Genomic DNA, 13,806 nt, shown 5'->3' on the forward strand with positions numbered 1-13,806 from the left:
ATCTTCAGCGTGGCGGACTATGGGTTGGAGGCGGATCTGTTTACCGCTGTGCCGGAGCTGGTCCGGGCGCTGTGATCAGGCCTGCCGCAGCTCAATAGCCGTTGGCCACGCGCACCGCGCCTGCAGGGGCGTTGGTGTACGCGCCACCGCCGTTCGGGCGGCTGTCGCGCTCGTGGTCGATGCGGTAGCCCTTGCCCTGCAGCGCCACGGGCGTGCCCACAGCCGGGGGCTGCGCGCGCGTGAAGCGGCGCAGCGAACCATCGTCCATGCGGATCGCCACCTGGTACACCGTGCGGGTGCGCGAGCGCTGCTCCACCTGGTGGCCCACATAGCCACCGCCCACGGCGCCCAGCACCGTGGCGGCGGTGCGGCCATTGCCCTTGCCGATCTGGTTGCCCACCACCGCGCCAAGCACGCCGCCCGCGACCGCACCCACACCGGTGGCAGGCTCGGCCTGCTGGATTGCCTGCACCGATTCGACCCGGCCGCAGGTATTGCACACCGGTGCGCGTTGCACCATCTGCGCCGTGCCGCCGGCCAGGTTCGCACGCTGGGGCTGGAATGGCTCGGGCATGGGCGCAGGCGCACGCTGGGCCGGGGCACCGGCCTGGGGTTGCACCAGACCCAGCGGCTGGGCGGGAACGCCCTGCAGTGATTGGGCCACCACGGTCGGGCTAGCCGCCGTTGAGGCGGCCGCAACTTCAGCAGGACGGTGCTGCACCACCAGCGTGGTACCCAGGGCCACCACACATGCTCCCAGGGAGGCGATGGCGACCCACATCCACTTCATGGGCGAGGGGGTGGAAGGCACTGTGCGCACATCGGACGGCTGCAGGGTGATAGGGTTGTTCATGGTGTTTCCTTCCGCGCGCATGCGCGCCATTCATTCATTGGTTGGTTCGTGTGCCGGGGCCGTCGCTCAGTGAACAACGCAGCCCATGGACGCACGGTATACAGGCCATGGTGCGGGGATTTGTCTGCTTTGTAAGGGTCGGTAAGAAGTGCTGCGAGCACCTCTCAAAATGCAAAGCCCGGCGGCAGACAGTTGCTGTTGCTTACAGTGCAAAGTGACGCCAGCCCCACTCGCCCATTCAAGGCACGGGCGCCACGCCCGCGTCGGCCTGCGGCACGGGGACCGCCGTGGCGCGGCGCCTGCGCACCTGCAGGCCCGCCTCGTCCAGGGCCCGGGCACAGCTGGCCGCGAACAGCAGCACGGCCGAGGAGAAATAGATCCACATCAGCAGCACCACCAGCGAGCCGGCAGCGCCGTACGCAGAGACCACGGCGGCGGTCGACAGGTACCACGCCAGCAACTGCTTGCCGATGGTGAACAGCGTGGCCCCCACCACCGCACCGGCCACCAGGCAGCGCAGGGGCGGCTTGCGCCCACTGCCGATGCGCATCAACCCCACGAACAGCGCCACCGCGAAGCCGAAGGCCACCACCTCGTTGAGCACCTGCAGGATGGGCCCGAGCGGCGCGATGGACAGCCGTGCACCCGCCCAGCCGGCAAACAGGTTGATGAGGGTGGACAGGGTGAGCGACACCAGCAGCAAAAAGCCAATGGCCAGCACATAGGCCAACCCGCGCAGCCTGAGCGAAGCCATGTGCCACCAGGCGGCGCGTGCCGGCTCGGGCTCGGTCCCCTGCCACAGGCGCGCCAGCGTAGACTGCAGCTCCACGAACACCCCGGTGGCACCCGAGAGCAGCACGACAAAGCCGATCAGCGAAGCCAGCCGACCCTCGGAAGGCTCCTGCGCGCTGGCCAGGGCCTGGCGCACCACGTCGGCCACGCGCTCGCCCATCACCGACTGCACCTGCAGCAGCAAGCTGCTTTCCAGGTAGCTGCGGTCCAGCCACCAGCCGAGCACGCCCACCAACAGGAGCAGCAAGGGGGCCAGACTGAGCATGCCGTAGAAAGACATGGCGGCGCTCATGCGCAGGCCATCGGCGTCGAGCCACATCTGCACTGCGCGCCACAGCGGCAGCACAGGCTGCACCAGGGGTTTGAGGCGCTCGGTGGCGCGCTGGATTCGGTCGGTGACAGTCATGCACGCAGCATAGGCTGCGGTCCGGCGGCTTTGCACCGGCCGGGCACGGAATTGCCTGTAGGTGCTGTCCCACAGGCGGCTGGGCGTTCCTGCTACTTGTGGCAGGCTGGCACCATCTTGTCCCGGAGCCCCGCCCATGCACGCCCCCAGCCTGACCCGACTGCGAACCGTCCTGCAGGACCACGTTGACCGCGGCATCCTGCCCGGCGCGGTGGCGCTGGTGCACCACCGCGGCCAGACCGTGCTGCACGAGCCCCTGGGCGCCCAGGCGCCGGGCGCGGGCGCGCCGGCCATGGCTGCGGATTCGATCTTTCGCATCTACTCCATGACCAAGCCCGTGGTGTCGCTGGTCACGTTGATGCTCATGGAAGAGGGCCGCCTGCACCTGTCCCACCCCGTGGCGCGCTACCTGCCCTCGTTTGCCGGCCAGGGCGTGTTCGACCCCGCCACGGGCGGCACTGTCGCCGTGCGGCGCGAGGCCACGGTGCATGACCTGCTGCGCCACACTGCGGGGCTGAGCTATGCCTGGGACACCGGCCCGGTGGCCCAGGCCTATCAAGCGGCACGCATCGGCTCGCGCCGCGACGGCAATGCGGCGCTCGCCAAGGCCATCGGGCCCCTGCCCCTGCTGCACCAGCCCGGCAGCTGCTGGGAATACAGCCGCGCCACCGACGTGCTGGGCGCCCTGCTGGAAGTGGTGGAGGGCGAGCCCCTGGGCGCCATCCTGCAGCGCCGCGTGTTCGGCCCACTGCAGATGCGCGACACCGGCTTTCACGTGCCGGCAGAGCAGCTGCATCGCCTGGCAGAACCCTTCGCGCGCGACCCACAAAGCGGGGCCGACGTGGTGCTCAACGACGTATCGCGCCCGGCTGCATTCGAATCGGGCGGCGGCGGGTTGGTGTCCACCGCCGGCGACTATGCGCGTTTTGCGCGCCTGCTGCTGGCCGGCGGCACGCTGGACGGCGTGCGCATGGCCAGCCGCGCCACCGTGGCCTTCATGGCGGCCGACCACCTGGGCACCGACATCCCTGCTGCCGGGGACATCCTGCCCGAGGGCTATGGCTTTGGCCTGGGGGTGGCCGTGCGCCGCAGCGCCGGCCTGGCGCCCCATGCCGCCTCGGTGGGCCAGTACGGCTGGAGCGGCATGGGCGGCACCTTCTTTCTGGTGGACCCGGCCGAGGATCTGGTGGCCATCTTGCTCACCCAGGCGCCCGGCCAGTTGCGCTACCTGTGCGAGCTGTACCCGGCGCTGGTCTACGCGGCGCTGTGACGGCAGCCGGTAAACTCCCGTCCCAGGGGCAAGGCCGGAAAGACACAAGAAACATATGCAGATTCGCTGCGCACTGGTCGGCATGCCCGGCTCGGGCAAATCCACCGTCGGCAGGCAGCTGGCGCACCGCACGGGCGTGCCTTTCATCGACCTGGACCACCGGCTCGAGGAAACGCTGGGCACCAGCATCCGCCAGTTCTTCGAGGAACATGGCGAAGCGCGCTTTCGCGACCTGGAGGCGCAGGAACTCGCCAAGGCCGCTGCCCAGCCCGGCGGCATGGTGCTTTCGACCGGCGGCGGCGCCGTGCTGCGCCGCGAGAACCGCGAGGTGCTGCGCGCCATGGGCCCGGTGCTCTACCTGCGCGCCTCGCCCGAAGAGATCTACAAACGCGTCAAGCACGACCGCACCCGCCCCCTGCTGCAGGGCGGCAACCCCATGGACAAGCTGCGCGCACTGTACGGCCAGCGCGACGGCCTGTACCGCGAGACGGCGCACTACGTGATCGAGACCGGCCGCCCCACGGTGCACATGCTGGTCAACATGATCATGATGCAGCTCGAAATGGCCGCCAGCGCCGACACCGGCGCCGATCAGGCGCCGCAGTAACCCCGCTCTGCTGCCGACCACTTTCAGCGCAACGGAGCCGAGTCGCTCCAGTGGAAGTGCACCCTGGGCTGGATGTCCGCGATCTCGGTGCGCAGCAGCGCGGCCAGCCGGGCGGCCTCGCGCTGCGTGAGCCGCGCCACGGTGGTCGACAGGCTGATGGCCGCGAACGCGCGCCCGCCCGCATCCACCACCGCATGGCCCACGGCGGCGGTGTTGGTGTTCAGGCAACCGCCGCTGCGCGCGTAGCCCAGGGCCTGGGTCTGGGTGAGCAGCGTGCGCAGCGTGGCCTCATCCAGCCCCCCGTAGCGGCCCAGCGTGGGCGCGTTGGCAGCCAGGGCGGCTTCGATGAGTTCGGCATCCTGCGCGGCCATCAGTGCCAGCCCGGCCGCACCCACGCCCAGCGGGCGGCGCCCGCCCACGGTCACGCTCAGGGGTGGGTCCAGCCGCTGCACGTTGGTATGGGCGTAGCAGACGGCCTCGTGCCCGCTGAGCACGAACAGGTAGGCCGCATAGCCCGTGGCATCGGCCAGGCGCTGAAGGTTGGCCGTGAACAGCGGCGCCACGTCGTGCCGCCCGCGCGCGGCCAGACCGTGCTCGAACGGGCGGCGGCCCAGCACATAGCCCTTGCCCTCGGGCAGCGCAGCCACCAGGCGGGCCGCCATCATGTCCTGCAGCAGCCGGTGCACGCTGGGGTGCGGTATGCCGGACTGGCGCGCGATGTCGGACAGCGAGAGCCCGCGCGCGTCGTAGCGCGAGAGCTGGTCGAGGATGCGCAGCACGCGGTCGAGCACCAGGGTGGTCATGCTTGTCCATGCAGTGGAAAGAACGATTGTAGGAAACGGCGGGCCGGCCAAGAATGGTGAGATTCCTATAACCGTCACCGGAGACACCCAGACATGGCCGCTTTCGCCCCGACTTCGCCCACCCGCCGCACCCTGCTGTGCACCGCCGCTGCCGCCACCGTGCTCGGCCTGGCCGCCGGCCCGCTGGCCGCCCAGGAGGCCGCCTTCCCGGCCAAGCCCATCCGCTTCGTCGTTCCCTATGCACCCGGCGGCACCACCGACCTGGTGGCGCGCACCGTGGGCGCCCACATGGCGCAGACGCTGGGGCAGCCGGTCATCATCGACAACCGCGCGGGCGCGGGCGGCAACATCGGCATGGATGCCGTGGCCAAGGCCGCGCCCGATGGCTACACCGTGGGCATGGGCGCCATCTCCACGAACGCGCTGAACCCGCACATCTACAAGAAGATGCCCTTCGACCCGCGCAAGGACTTCACGGCCGTGGGCCTGCTGGGCAACTCCACCATCGTGCTCGAAGCCGGCCCCGCATTGCCCGTGAAGAACGTGGCCGAGCTGCTGGCCCACATGCGCAAGAACCCCGGCCTGCCCTATGCCACGGCCGGTGCCGGCACCTCCATGCACCTGGCCGGCGTGCTGTTCGCCCAGACCAGCAAGACCGATCTGGTGCACGTGCCCTACAAGGGCAGCGCGCCGCTGATCACCGACCTGATCGGCGGCCAGGTGCCGATTGCCTTCGACAACCTGCCCGCCTCGCTGCCCCACATCCAGGCCGGCAAGCTGCGCGCCCTGGCCGTGGCGGGCGCCCAGCGCTCGCCGGCCCTGCCCGACGTGCCGACACTGGCCGAAGCCGGTCTGCCCGACTATGCGGTGGAGCCCTGGTTCGGTGTCTATGGCCCGGCAGGCCTGCCGGCTGCCGTGGCCCAGCGCCTGAACAAGGCCCTGGCCGATGCGCTGGCCGACCCTGCGGTCAAGGACAAGCTGCTGGCCGCCGGCTTCACGCCGCGCAGCGCCAGCGTGGCCGACTTCGACGCATTGACCAAGCGCGAGTACGAGCGCCTGGGCAAGGTCGCCCACAGTGCGCAGATGAGTGCCGACTGATCTCATCCCCTTTTTTCTTACTACCGTGACCATGACCACTACCCTTGATGCCACCCACGGCACCCATCTGCGCAGCTGGGTCGCCTCCGCCAACACGGCGGGCTGCGATTTCCCCATCCAGAACCTGCCCTTCGGCCGCTACCGCAAGGCGGGCAGCGGCGAGGCGCTGCGCATCGGCGTGGCCATCGGCGACCAGATCCTGGACCTGCAGGCCGTAGGCCTCACCGCCTCCAACGACATGAACGCGCTGATGGCCGCAAGCCCGGCCGAGCGCCTGGCCCTGCGCCAGAAGCTGTCCGAAGGCCTGCGCGAAGGCAGCCCCCAACAGGCTGCCTGGTCCCAGGCGCTGTTGCCCCAGACCGATGCCGAAATGGCCGTGCCCTGCCATATCGGCGACTACACCGACTTCTACACCAGCGTGCACCACGCCACCACGGTGGGCAAGCAGTTCCGCCCGGACAACCCACTGCTACCCAACTACAAGTGGGTGCCCATCGGATACCACGGGCGCGCCTCGTCCATCGGCATCAGCGGCCAGCGCGTGCGGCGCCCGCAGGGCCAGACCAAGGCGCCCGAGGCCGCCGCACCGGTGCTCGGCCCCTGCAAGCGGCTGGACTACGAGCTGGAGCTGGGCTGGTTCATCGGGCAGGGCAATGCGCAGGGCGAGCCCATCGCCATCGGCCAGGCCGAGCAGCACCTGTTCGGCGTGGCCCTGTTCAACGACTGGAGCGCGCGCGACATCCAGGGCTGGGAATACCAGCCGCTGGGCCCCTTCCTGTCGAAGAACTTCGCCAGCACGCTTTCGCCCTGGCTGGTGACCATGGAGGCGCTGGCACCGTTCCGCGCCCCCTTCGAGCGCGACGCCGCCGACCCGCAGCCCCTGCCCTACCTCGACTCGCCCGGCAACCGTGCCCAGGGCGCCTTCACCATCGCGCTGGAGGTGCTGCTGCAGACCGCCCGCATGCGCGAAGCCGGCGAGCCCGCTGTGCGCCTGGCCCTGACCAACACCCAGCGCGCCGCGTACTGGACGCCTGCGCAACTGGTGGCGCACCACACGGTGAACGGCTGCAACCTGCAGCCCGGCGATCTGATGGGGTCGGGCACGCTTTCGGGCCCCGAAGCGAGCGAAGCCGGCTCGCTGCTGGAGCTGACCGGCGGCGGCAAGCAGCCCGTGACCCTGCCCAATGGCGAGCAGCGCAGCTTCCTGGAAGACGGGGATACGCTGACCCTCAAGGGCTGGTGCGAGCGTGAGGGCGCCGTGCGTATCGGCTTGGGCGAAGTGAGCGGAACAATCGTCGCCTGACGCCCAGCGGGCAGCCCTAAGAGGGCTGCCTCTGTTTACAGATTCGGAGCCAACAACCGCGCCAGCAGCGCCTCGTCCATGCCCCGCCGCTGGGCCATGTCGTGCAGCTGGTCCTCACCGATCTTGCCGACGCTGAAGTACGTGCTCTCGGGGTGGCCCAGGTAGAAGCCGCTCACGCTGGCGGCCGGCATCATGGCCAGGCTCTCGGTCAGGGTCATGCCCACCTCGCCGCACTGCAGCACGTTGAACAGCGCGCTCTTGGCGCTGTGGTCGGGGCAGGCGGGGTAGCCGGGCGCGGGGCGGATGCCGGCGTACTTCTCGCCGATCATCTCGTCGTTGGTCAGTTGCTCGCCTGCCGCATAGCCCCACAGGTCGGTGCGCACGCGGTGGTGCAGGCACTCGGCAAAGGCCTCGGCCAGGCGGTCGGCTAGGCTCTTGAACATGATGGCGGAATAGTCGTCGAGCGCGTCGATGAAGGCTTTTTCCTTCTTCTCGATACCGAGGCCCGCCGTCACGGCGAACATGCCGGCGTAGTCGGCGATGCCACTCGATTTGGGCGCGACGAAGTCGGCCAGGCAGCGGCTGGGGCGGGTCACACCGTCGATGACGTGCTTTTCGGTCTGCTGGCGCATACCGTACCAGGTCATGGCGACCTCGGTGCGCGTCTCGTCGGTGTAGAACTCGATGTCGTCGTCGTTCACGCTGTTGGCCGGGTACAGGCCCATCACACCGCTGGCGGTGAGCCAGCGGCCCTCGATGATTTTTTTCAGCATGGCCTGCGCATCAGCGAACACGCGCGTGGCCTCCACACCAACGACTTCGTCGGTCAGGATGGCGGGGTACGGGCCGGCCAGGTCCCAGGTCTGGAAGAACGGGCCCCAGTCGATGTAGCGCGCCAGCTCGGCCAGGTCGAAGTTCTTGAACACGCGCCGGCCCAGCGCGCGCGGCACGGTGGGCTTGAACGCAGCCCAGTCCACCGGGGTCTTGTTGGCGCGGATCTTGGCCAGCGACCACAGCGGGGTCTGCTTCTTGTTGGCGTGCTGGGTGCGTACCTTGTCGTAGTCGGCGTTGAGCTCCTGCACGTAGTGGTCCACGCCGTCGCCCAGCAGGCTCTGGGCCACGCTCACGCTGCGCGAGGCATCGGGCACGTAGACCACGGGGCCTTCATAGTGCGGCGCGATCTTCACGGCGGTGTGTACGCGGCTGGTGGTGGCCCCGCCGATGAGCAGCGGGATCTTCTTGATGCGGAAGTGCTCGTCCTTCTGCATCTCTCCGGCCACGTACTGCATTTCCTCCAGGCTCGGGGTGATCAGGCCCGACAGGCCCACGATGTCGGCCCCCTCGACCTTGGCGCGCGCCAGGATCTCGTGGCAGGGCACCATCACGCCCATGTTCACCACCTCGAAGTTGTTGCACTGGAGCACGACGGTGACAATGTTCTTGCCGATGTCGTGCACGTCGCCCTTGACGGTGGCGATGATGATCTTGCCCTTGCTGCGCACGTCGCGCCCGGCCAGCTCGTCCAGGCGCTTTTCTTCCTCGATGTAGGGAATCAGGTGGGCCACGGCGGACTTCATCACGCGCGCGCTTTTCACCACCTGGGGCAGGAACATCTTGCCGGCGCCGAACAGGTCGCCCACGACGTTCATGCCGTCCATCAGCGGGCCTTCGATCACGTGCAGCGGGCGCCCGCCCTTGGCGACGATGGCCTGGTAAGCTTCTTCGGTGTCTTCGACGATGAAGTCGGTGATGCCATGCACCAGCGCGTGCGACAGGCGCTCGCCCACGGTGCGCGGTGCCTCGGGCGTGCCGCGCCATTCGAGGCGCTTGCTCTCGTCCTTGGCGCCGCTCTTGGCGGTCTCGGCCACCTCGACCAGGCGCTCGCCGGCATCGGGGCGGCGGTTGAGCACCACGTCCTCGACGCGCTCGCGCAGCGTGGGCTCCAGGTCGTCGTACACGCCGACCATGCCGGCGTTGACGATGCCCATGTCCATGCCGGCCTTGATGGCGTGGTACAGGAACACGGTGTGGATGGCCTCGCGCACCGGGTCGTTGCCACGGAAGCTGAAGCTCACGTTGGAGACGCCGCCCGAGACCTTGGCGCCGGGCAGGTTCTGCTTGATCCAGCGCACGGCCTCGATGAAATCAACCGCGTAGTTGTTGTGCTCCTCGATGCCGGTGGCCACCGCGAAGATGTTCGGGTCGAAGATGATGTCCTCGGGCGGAAAGCCCACCTCGTCGACCAGCACGCGGTAGGCGCGCTCGCAGATCTCGATCTTGCGCTCGTAGGTGTCGGCCTGGCCCTTCTCGTCAAAGGCCATGACCACGGCGGCGGCACCGTAGCGGCGCACCAGGCGCGCCTCGTGCTTGAACTTGTCGATGCCCTCCTTCATGGAGATGGAGTTGACGATGCCCTTGCCCTGCACGCAGCGCAGGCCGGCCTCGATCACCTCCCACTTGGAGCTGTCGACCATGATGGGCACGCGCGCGATGTCGGGCTCGGAGGCGATCAGTTGCAGAAAGCGCACCATGGCCGCCTTGCTGTCCAGCATGGCCTCGTCCATGTTGATGTCGATGACCTGGGCCCCGTTCTCCACCTGCTGGCGGGCCACGGCCAGGGCCTCCTCGTACTGCCCGTTCAGGATCATGCGGGCGAAGGCCTTGGAACCGGTGACGTTGGTGCGCTCACCGATGTTGACGAACAGGCTGCCCTCGCCAATGGAGACGGGCTCCAGGCCGGACAGCTTCAGGGGGGGCATGGGAAGGGCGGACATCAGACTCACCTGCGCAATCGGTTCAGTAACGTAGGTGAGCGTCGTTGCGGGGTGGTCGGCCCCGAGCCTGACGAACAGCCGGCATCTGTGTGCCTGGGCGGTCCGCTGCAACGCTCCTCGGGGGAGGCATGATTTTACCTGCTCAGCGCACAGGGAGGAATTGCAGGAAAGTGCCCCCGACAATCCCCTGCACGTAGCTGATGGCCGCGCGGCGGTACTTTTCGGTCACCACCACGGCCACCAGGTCCAGGCGGGCGATGACCTTGCCGAATTCGCGCTCGAAGCTCAGGTTGCGCCCCTGGGGGCCGATCTCGTCTGCCCACAGCAGCGGCTGGCCCGCGGCATTGCGCCGCTGGGACAGCAGCCACACGGCCGATTCGACGTTGCGCGCGGCGTTGTACAGGTGCTGGGCGTCGAGCGAGTCGAGCAGAAAGAACTCGGTCTTGCCGCCATGCGCGGTGACCAGCATGTCGGCCGTGGCGACAATGAAGGCGGCCACCCGGTCGCCCGTGAACTCGGGCGCCAGCGCAAAGGCCAGGGCGGCAATGTCGCGCCGGCCCTGCAGCGGCGCCCAGGGCTGGCGCTGCTCGATGGCGGTGCGCACCTGCTCCATGGCCTGCTCGCGGCTGGCCGCGCCCGCCTTGCGCCACTCGGCCGGGTTGCGGCGGTAGAGCTTGTCCATCAGCAGGGTCAGGCTGGCCAGGTTGTCGCGCATGGCCAGCGTGGCCATGCGGTTCAGGTCGGACTGGGCCAGCTCGCCCGTGGTGGTGGACGCACCCTTGACCTCGCCGCGCGGGGTGGGCGCCGGGGCGGCACAGCCAGTCAGCAGGGCCACGGCGATCAGAGCCGCGCAGGCCAGAGGCAGAGAAGAGAGAGGGGATGCAGGCGCCACCATGTGCGCTGCATTATCGGCAACTGGCGGGCCGGCTCTGGCGACCGGCCTTCACTGCGCGTGTGGAATCCCCTCGATGGGGCATTCGGCCGTGCCCACCGTGGTGCGCGTTAGGGCCTCCACCGCGGCGCGCGTGCCCTCGGGGTCGGTCACCCAGCGCTGGTAGAAGCCGTAGGGGCAGGCAGCCACGCCCTTGTCACCCTCGCCGGAGTTGATCATGCCGGTATAGCCGCGGTGCAGCAGCTTGAACAAATGGTTCTCGGACTGGCCGTTCTTGCGGAAATCGCGGATCAGGCTGGTGGAGAGCGCCGCGTACTGCACGCCGTACTCCTCCTCCCCGCACTCGCCCAGCGTGCGGCCGTCGAAGCCGATCAGCGCCGAATGGCCGAAGTAGCTGTACACCCCGTCGAACCCCGCCGCATTGGCCACCGCCACGTAGGTGTTGTTGGCAAAGGCCATGGCCTTGCTGATGAGGATCTGCTGCTCCTTGGCCGGGTACATGTAACCCTGGCAGCGCACGATGAGCTCGGCGCCCTTCATCGCACAGTCGCGCCAGATCTCGGGGTAGTTGCCATCGTCGCAGATGATGAGGCTGATCTTCAGGCCCTTGGGCCCGTCGCTCACGTAGGTCTGGTCGCCGGGGTACCAGCCCTCGATGGGCGTCCAGGGCATGATCTTGCGGTACTTCTGCACGATCTCGCCCTGGTCGTTCATGAGGATCAGGGTGTTGTACGGCATTTTCCGGGGATGCTCTTCATGCCGCTCGCCGGTCAGCGAGAACACACCCCAGACCTTGGCCTTGCGGCACGCAGCCGCGAAGATTTCCGTCTCCGGGCCGGGAATGGTGGTGGCGGTGTCCATCATCTCCTGGCGGTCGTACATGATGCCGTGGGTGCTGTACTCGGGGAAAATCACCAGGTCCATGCCAGGCAGGCCGGTCTTCATACCGACCAGCATGTCGGCGATCTTGCGCGCGTTGTCCAGCACGTCGGCCTGGGTGTGCAGGCGCGGCATCTTGTAGTTGACCACCGCGACGCCGACGGTGTCCTTGCTGCTCGAAATATCGCCGTGGATCATGGCGTGTTCTCCTTGGGAAATCCTGAAGCCTGGACGCCTCCCGCGGGTTGGCATTCAGCCGGATAACTAGGCGGGGAGCCGCAGACAGTGCTTCAGCACGGCAAGGCTCCCCAACGACGTTAGCCGGTTGAAGGCAAAGCCGCGTCAGTGGCTGATCATCCAGGGGCGTTTGGAGGGAAATGTCTTCGCGCCGTTGGGCGCGGTGACGGTGCTGCCGCGTTTGCTCCCGCCGCCGCTGCAGCAGCCACACCCCGAGGGATGGCGCAGCCGGCCGTAGCTGCCGGCGTCGCCATCGCGCGAGGACGAGCGCGGGGCGTGCTGGGCGCGCTCGTTGGTGTCGTGCGCGCGGCGCTGCTCGGGGCTCACGCAGGCCAGGTGCGGTGCGTGGGCGAACACGCGTGCCGCAGCCGCCCCGCAGGCGGGGCAGGCACAGGGTTCGTTGCGCAGAGCCACGCTGCGCAGCGCGTCGAAATTGCCGCAGTCGGCGCAGGCGTAGTCGTAGGTGGGCATTGGGGGCCTGCCTTGCTACTTGTCTTGCGAGATCGGCATGTCGATGCTGCCGTCGAGCATCTTCACCGGGCCAGCGGCCGTGGGGTTGATGTCGAAGTCGAAGATTTCGGTGGGCAACCACAGCGTGGCGCAGGCATTGGGCACGTCCACGACGCCGCTGATGTGGCCCTGCACCGGGGCGGTGCCCAGGATGGAATAGGCCTGCGCGCCGCTGTAGCCGAACTTCTTCAGGTATTCAATAGCGTTCAGGCAGGCCTGGCGGTAGGCCACCGTGACATCGAGGTAGTGCTGCTTGCCCGATTCGTCGACCGAGATGCCTTCGAAGATCAGGTAGTCCTTGTAGTTGGGGGTGACCGGGCTGGGCTTGAAGATCGGGTTCTTGATGCCGTACTTGGCCATGCCGCCCTTGATCAGGCTGACCTTCATGTGCACCCAGCCGGCCATCTCGATGGCGCCGCAGAAGGTGATTTCGCCGTCGCCCTGGCTGAAGTGCAGGTCGCCCACCGACAGGCCAGCGCCTTCCACGTAGACCGGGAAGTACACCTTGGAGCCGCGCGAGAGGTCCTTGATGTCGCAGTTGCCGCCGTGCTCGCGCGGTGGCACGGTGCGCGCGCCCTCGGCGGCGGCCTTGGCCTTGGCCTCGCCCTGCAGCTGGCCCATGTGGGCGGTGATGCCGTTGGGCGGATTCGCCAGGCCGGGCACGCGGTCGGGGTCGGTGGCGATCAGCTCGGCTTCGCGGGCGTTCCAGGCGTCGAGCATCTTCTGGTCGGGCAGGCAGCCGATGAGACCGGGGTGGATCAGGCCCGCGAAGTTCACGCCCGGGATGTGGCGGCTGTTGGTGAACATGCCGTGGAAGTCCCAGATGGATTTTTGCGCCAGCGGGTAGTGCTCGGTGAGGAAGCCGCCGCCGTTCTTCTTGGAGAAGAAGCCGTTGAAGCCCCACAGGCTGTCGTCACGCGCGCCGATGTCGAGCAGGTCCACCACCAGCAGGTCGCCCGGCTCGGCGCCCTTGACGCCCACTGGGCCCGACAGGAAGTGCACGGTGGACAGGTCCACATCGCGCACGTCGTCGGCGCTGTCGTCGTTCTTGATGGCGCCACCCGTCCAGTCATAGGTCTCGAGCTTGAACTCCGCCCCGGGCTCCACCCACACGGCCATGGGGATGTCCGGGTGCCAGCGGTTGTGCATCAGCGGGTTGTCGTACGGGGACTGCTTGAGGTCCACCTTGATCAGGGTATCGGCCATGGCGTGTTGCTCCTTGAAAAGTGACTAGGAAGTGACAGAAGAAAACGACGTAACAAGAGAAGATCCGTGTGCGCGACGCGCCACCCACAGCCTGTGAAACTGGCGCTGCCAAAGCCAGTGCCCCCGTGCAAGGGCCGCCCCGCCGCACTGGGGGCGTCCCCCTCCCAGATTGCGAA

13 protein-coding genes and 1 riboswitch are annotated in these 13,806 nt (G+C 68.2%); of the genes, 5 read left to right on the forward strand and 8 right to left on the reverse strand.

What is annotated here, in order from left to right; translation table 11 throughout:
- A partial coding sequence (locus ASE31_RS32415; RefSeq protein WP_157412375.1) for an electron transfer flavoprotein subunit alpha occupies positions 1 to 75 on the forward strand: 75 nt, incomplete at its 5' end.
- A 16-nt stretch (positions 76 to 91) separates the two neighbouring features.
- Here the strand turns inward: ASE31_RS32415 and ASE31_RS04050 are convergent.
- Both ASE31_RS04050 and ASE31_RS04055 read right to left on the reverse strand, forming a co-directional pair.
- A complete protein-coding gene (locus tag ASE31_RS04050) occupies positions 92 to 853 on the reverse strand; it encodes a glycine zipper 2TM domain-containing protein (RefSeq protein WP_200961068.1) in 762 nt (253 codons plus the stop codon).
- 238 nt (positions 854 to 1,091) lie between these two features.
- Positions 1,092 to 2,051, reverse strand: a complete 960-nt coding sequence (locus tag ASE31_RS04055) for a YihY/virulence factor BrkB family protein (protein ID WP_057200269.1) — start codon at positions 2,049 to 2,051, stop codon at positions 1,092 to 1,094.
- Between the two features lie 136 nt (positions 2,052 to 2,187).
- On the opposite strand from ASE31_RS04055, the gene ASE31_RS04060 reads away from it, so the two are divergent.
- Together ASE31_RS04060 and ASE31_RS04065 are read left to right on the forward strand one after the other, a co-directional pair.
- Positions 2,188 to 3,321: a serine hydrolase gene (locus tag ASE31_RS04060; protein ID WP_057200270.1), complete on the forward strand. Its 1,134-nt coding sequence runs from the start codon at positions 2,188 to 2,190 to the stop codon at positions 3,319 to 3,321.
- 55 nt (positions 3,322 to 3,376) lie between these two features.
- Complete coding sequence (locus ASE31_RS04065) at positions 3,377 to 3,928, forward strand: shikimate kinase (protein ID WP_057200271.1); 552 nt, start codon at positions 3,377 to 3,379, stop codon at positions 3,926 to 3,928.
- Positions 3,929 to 3,951: 23 nt separating this feature from the next.
- Here the strand turns inward: ASE31_RS04065 and ASE31_RS04070 are convergent, their stop codons facing one another.
- On the reverse strand, positions 3,952 to 4,731 hold the full coding sequence (locus ASE31_RS04070) for an IclR family transcriptional regulator (protein WP_057200272.1): 780 nt from the start codon (positions 4,729 to 4,731) through the stop codon (positions 3,952 to 3,954).
- A 93-nt stretch (positions 4,732 to 4,824) separates the two neighbouring features.
- On the opposite strand from ASE31_RS04070, the gene ASE31_RS04075 reads away from it, so the two are divergent.
- On the forward strand, positions 4,825 to 5,829 hold the full coding sequence (locus ASE31_RS04075; protein WP_057200273.1) for a tripartite tricarboxylate transporter substrate binding protein: 1,005 nt from the start codon (positions 4,825 to 4,827) through the stop codon (positions 5,827 to 5,829).
- A 31-nt stretch (positions 5,830 to 5,860) separates the two neighbouring features.
- Positions 5,861 to 7,132 (forward strand): fumarylacetoacetase, encoded by a 1,272-nt coding sequence (gene fahA, locus ASE31_RS04080; RefSeq protein WP_057200274.1) that lies wholly within the window; start codon positions 5,861 to 5,863, stop codon positions 7,130 to 7,132.
- A gap of 35 nt (positions 7,133 to 7,167) precedes the next feature.
- Here fahA and metH read toward each other — a convergent pair whose 3' ends face one another.
- From metH to fmdA, 5 genes are all read right to left on the reverse strand, one after another.
- The gene (metH, locus tag ASE31_RS04085; RefSeq protein ID WP_082604021.1) at positions 7,168 to 9,906 is read right to left on the reverse strand and encodes a methionine synthase; all 2,739 of its coding nucleotides are present in this window, start codon (positions 9,904 to 9,906) and stop codon (positions 7,168 to 7,170) included.
- Positions 9,907 to 9,935: 29 nt separating this feature from the next.
- A riboswitch (S-adenosyl-L-homocysteine riboswitch) is annotated at positions 9,936 to 10,031 on the reverse strand.
- Between the two features lie 17 nt (positions 10,032 to 10,048).
- A complete protein-coding gene (locus ASE31_RS04090) occupies positions 10,049 to 10,801 on the reverse strand; it encodes a hypothetical protein (RefSeq protein ID WP_057200275.1) in 753 nt (250 codons plus the stop codon).
- 48 nt (positions 10,802 to 10,849) lie between these two features.
- Positions 10,850 to 11,875, reverse strand: a complete 1,026-nt coding sequence (locus ASE31_RS04095) for an aliphatic amidase (protein ID WP_057200276.1) — start codon at positions 11,873 to 11,875, stop codon at positions 10,850 to 10,852.
- Between the two features lie 144 nt (positions 11,876 to 12,019).
- The gene (locus ASE31_RS04100; RefSeq protein ID WP_057200277.1) at positions 12,020 to 12,385 is read right to left on the reverse strand and encodes an FmdB family zinc ribbon protein; all 366 of its coding nucleotides are present in this window, start codon (positions 12,383 to 12,385) and stop codon (positions 12,020 to 12,022) included.
- A gap of 15 nt (positions 12,386 to 12,400) precedes the next feature.
- Entirely contained in the window at positions 12,401 to 13,630 is a 1,230-nt protein-coding gene (gene fmdA, locus ASE31_RS04105) for a formamidase (RefSeq protein WP_057200278.1), read from the reverse strand.
- Positions 13,631 to 13,806 lie beyond the last annotated feature (176 nt).

The sequence above is a fragment of the Acidovorax sp. Root217 genome (genome assembly GCF_001428645.1).
Classification (GTDB): domain Bacteria; phylum Pseudomonadota; class Gammaproteobacteria; order Burkholderiales; family Burkholderiaceae_C; genus Acidovorax.

Bases quoted from the DNA above. Each gene is read 5' to 3' on its own strand.
- ASE31_RS04050 (WP_200961068.1), bottom strand. From the start codon at position 853: ATGAACAACCCTATCACCCTGCAGCCGTCCGATGTGCGCACAGTGCCT.
- ASE31_RS04055 (WP_057200269.1), bottom strand. From the start codon at position 2,051: ATGACTGTCACCGACCGAATCCAGCGCGCCACCGAGCGCCTCAAACCC.
- ASE31_RS04060 (WP_057200270.1), top strand. From the start codon at position 2,188: ATGCACGCCCCCAGCCTGACCCGACTGCGAACCGTCCTGCAGGACCAC.
- ASE31_RS04065 (WP_057200271.1), top strand. From the start codon at position 3,377: ATGCAGATTCGCTGCGCACTGGTCGGCATGCCCGGCTCGGGCAAATCC.
- ASE31_RS04070 (WP_057200272.1), bottom strand. From the start codon at position 4,731: ATGACCACCCTGGTGCTCGACCGCGTGCTGCGCATCCTCGACCAGCTC.
- ASE31_RS04075 (WP_057200273.1), top strand. From the start codon at position 4,825: ATGGCCGCTTTCGCCCCGACTTCGCCCACCCGCCGCACCCTGCTGTGC.
- fahA (WP_057200274.1), top strand. From the start codon at position 5,861: ATGACCACTACCCTTGATGCCACCCACGGCACCCATCTGCGCAGCTGG.
- metH (WP_082604021.1), bottom strand. From the start codon at position 9,906: ATGTCCGCCCTTCCCATGCCCCCCCTGAAGCTGTCCGGCCTGGAGCCC.
- ASE31_RS04090 (WP_057200275.1), bottom strand. From the start codon at position 10,801: ATGGTGGCGCCTGCATCCCCTCTCTCTTCTCTGCCTCTGGCCTGCGCG.
- ASE31_RS04095 (WP_057200276.1), bottom strand. From the start codon at position 11,875: ATGATCCACGGCGATATTTCGAGCAGCAAGGACACCGTCGGCGTCGCG.
- ASE31_RS04100 (WP_057200277.1), bottom strand. From the start codon at position 12,385: ATGCCCACCTACGACTACGCCTGCGCCGACTGCGGCAATTTCGACGCG.
- fmdA (WP_057200278.1), bottom strand. From the start codon at position 13,630: ATGGCCGATACCCTGATCAAGGTGGACCTCAAGCAGTCCCCGTACGAC.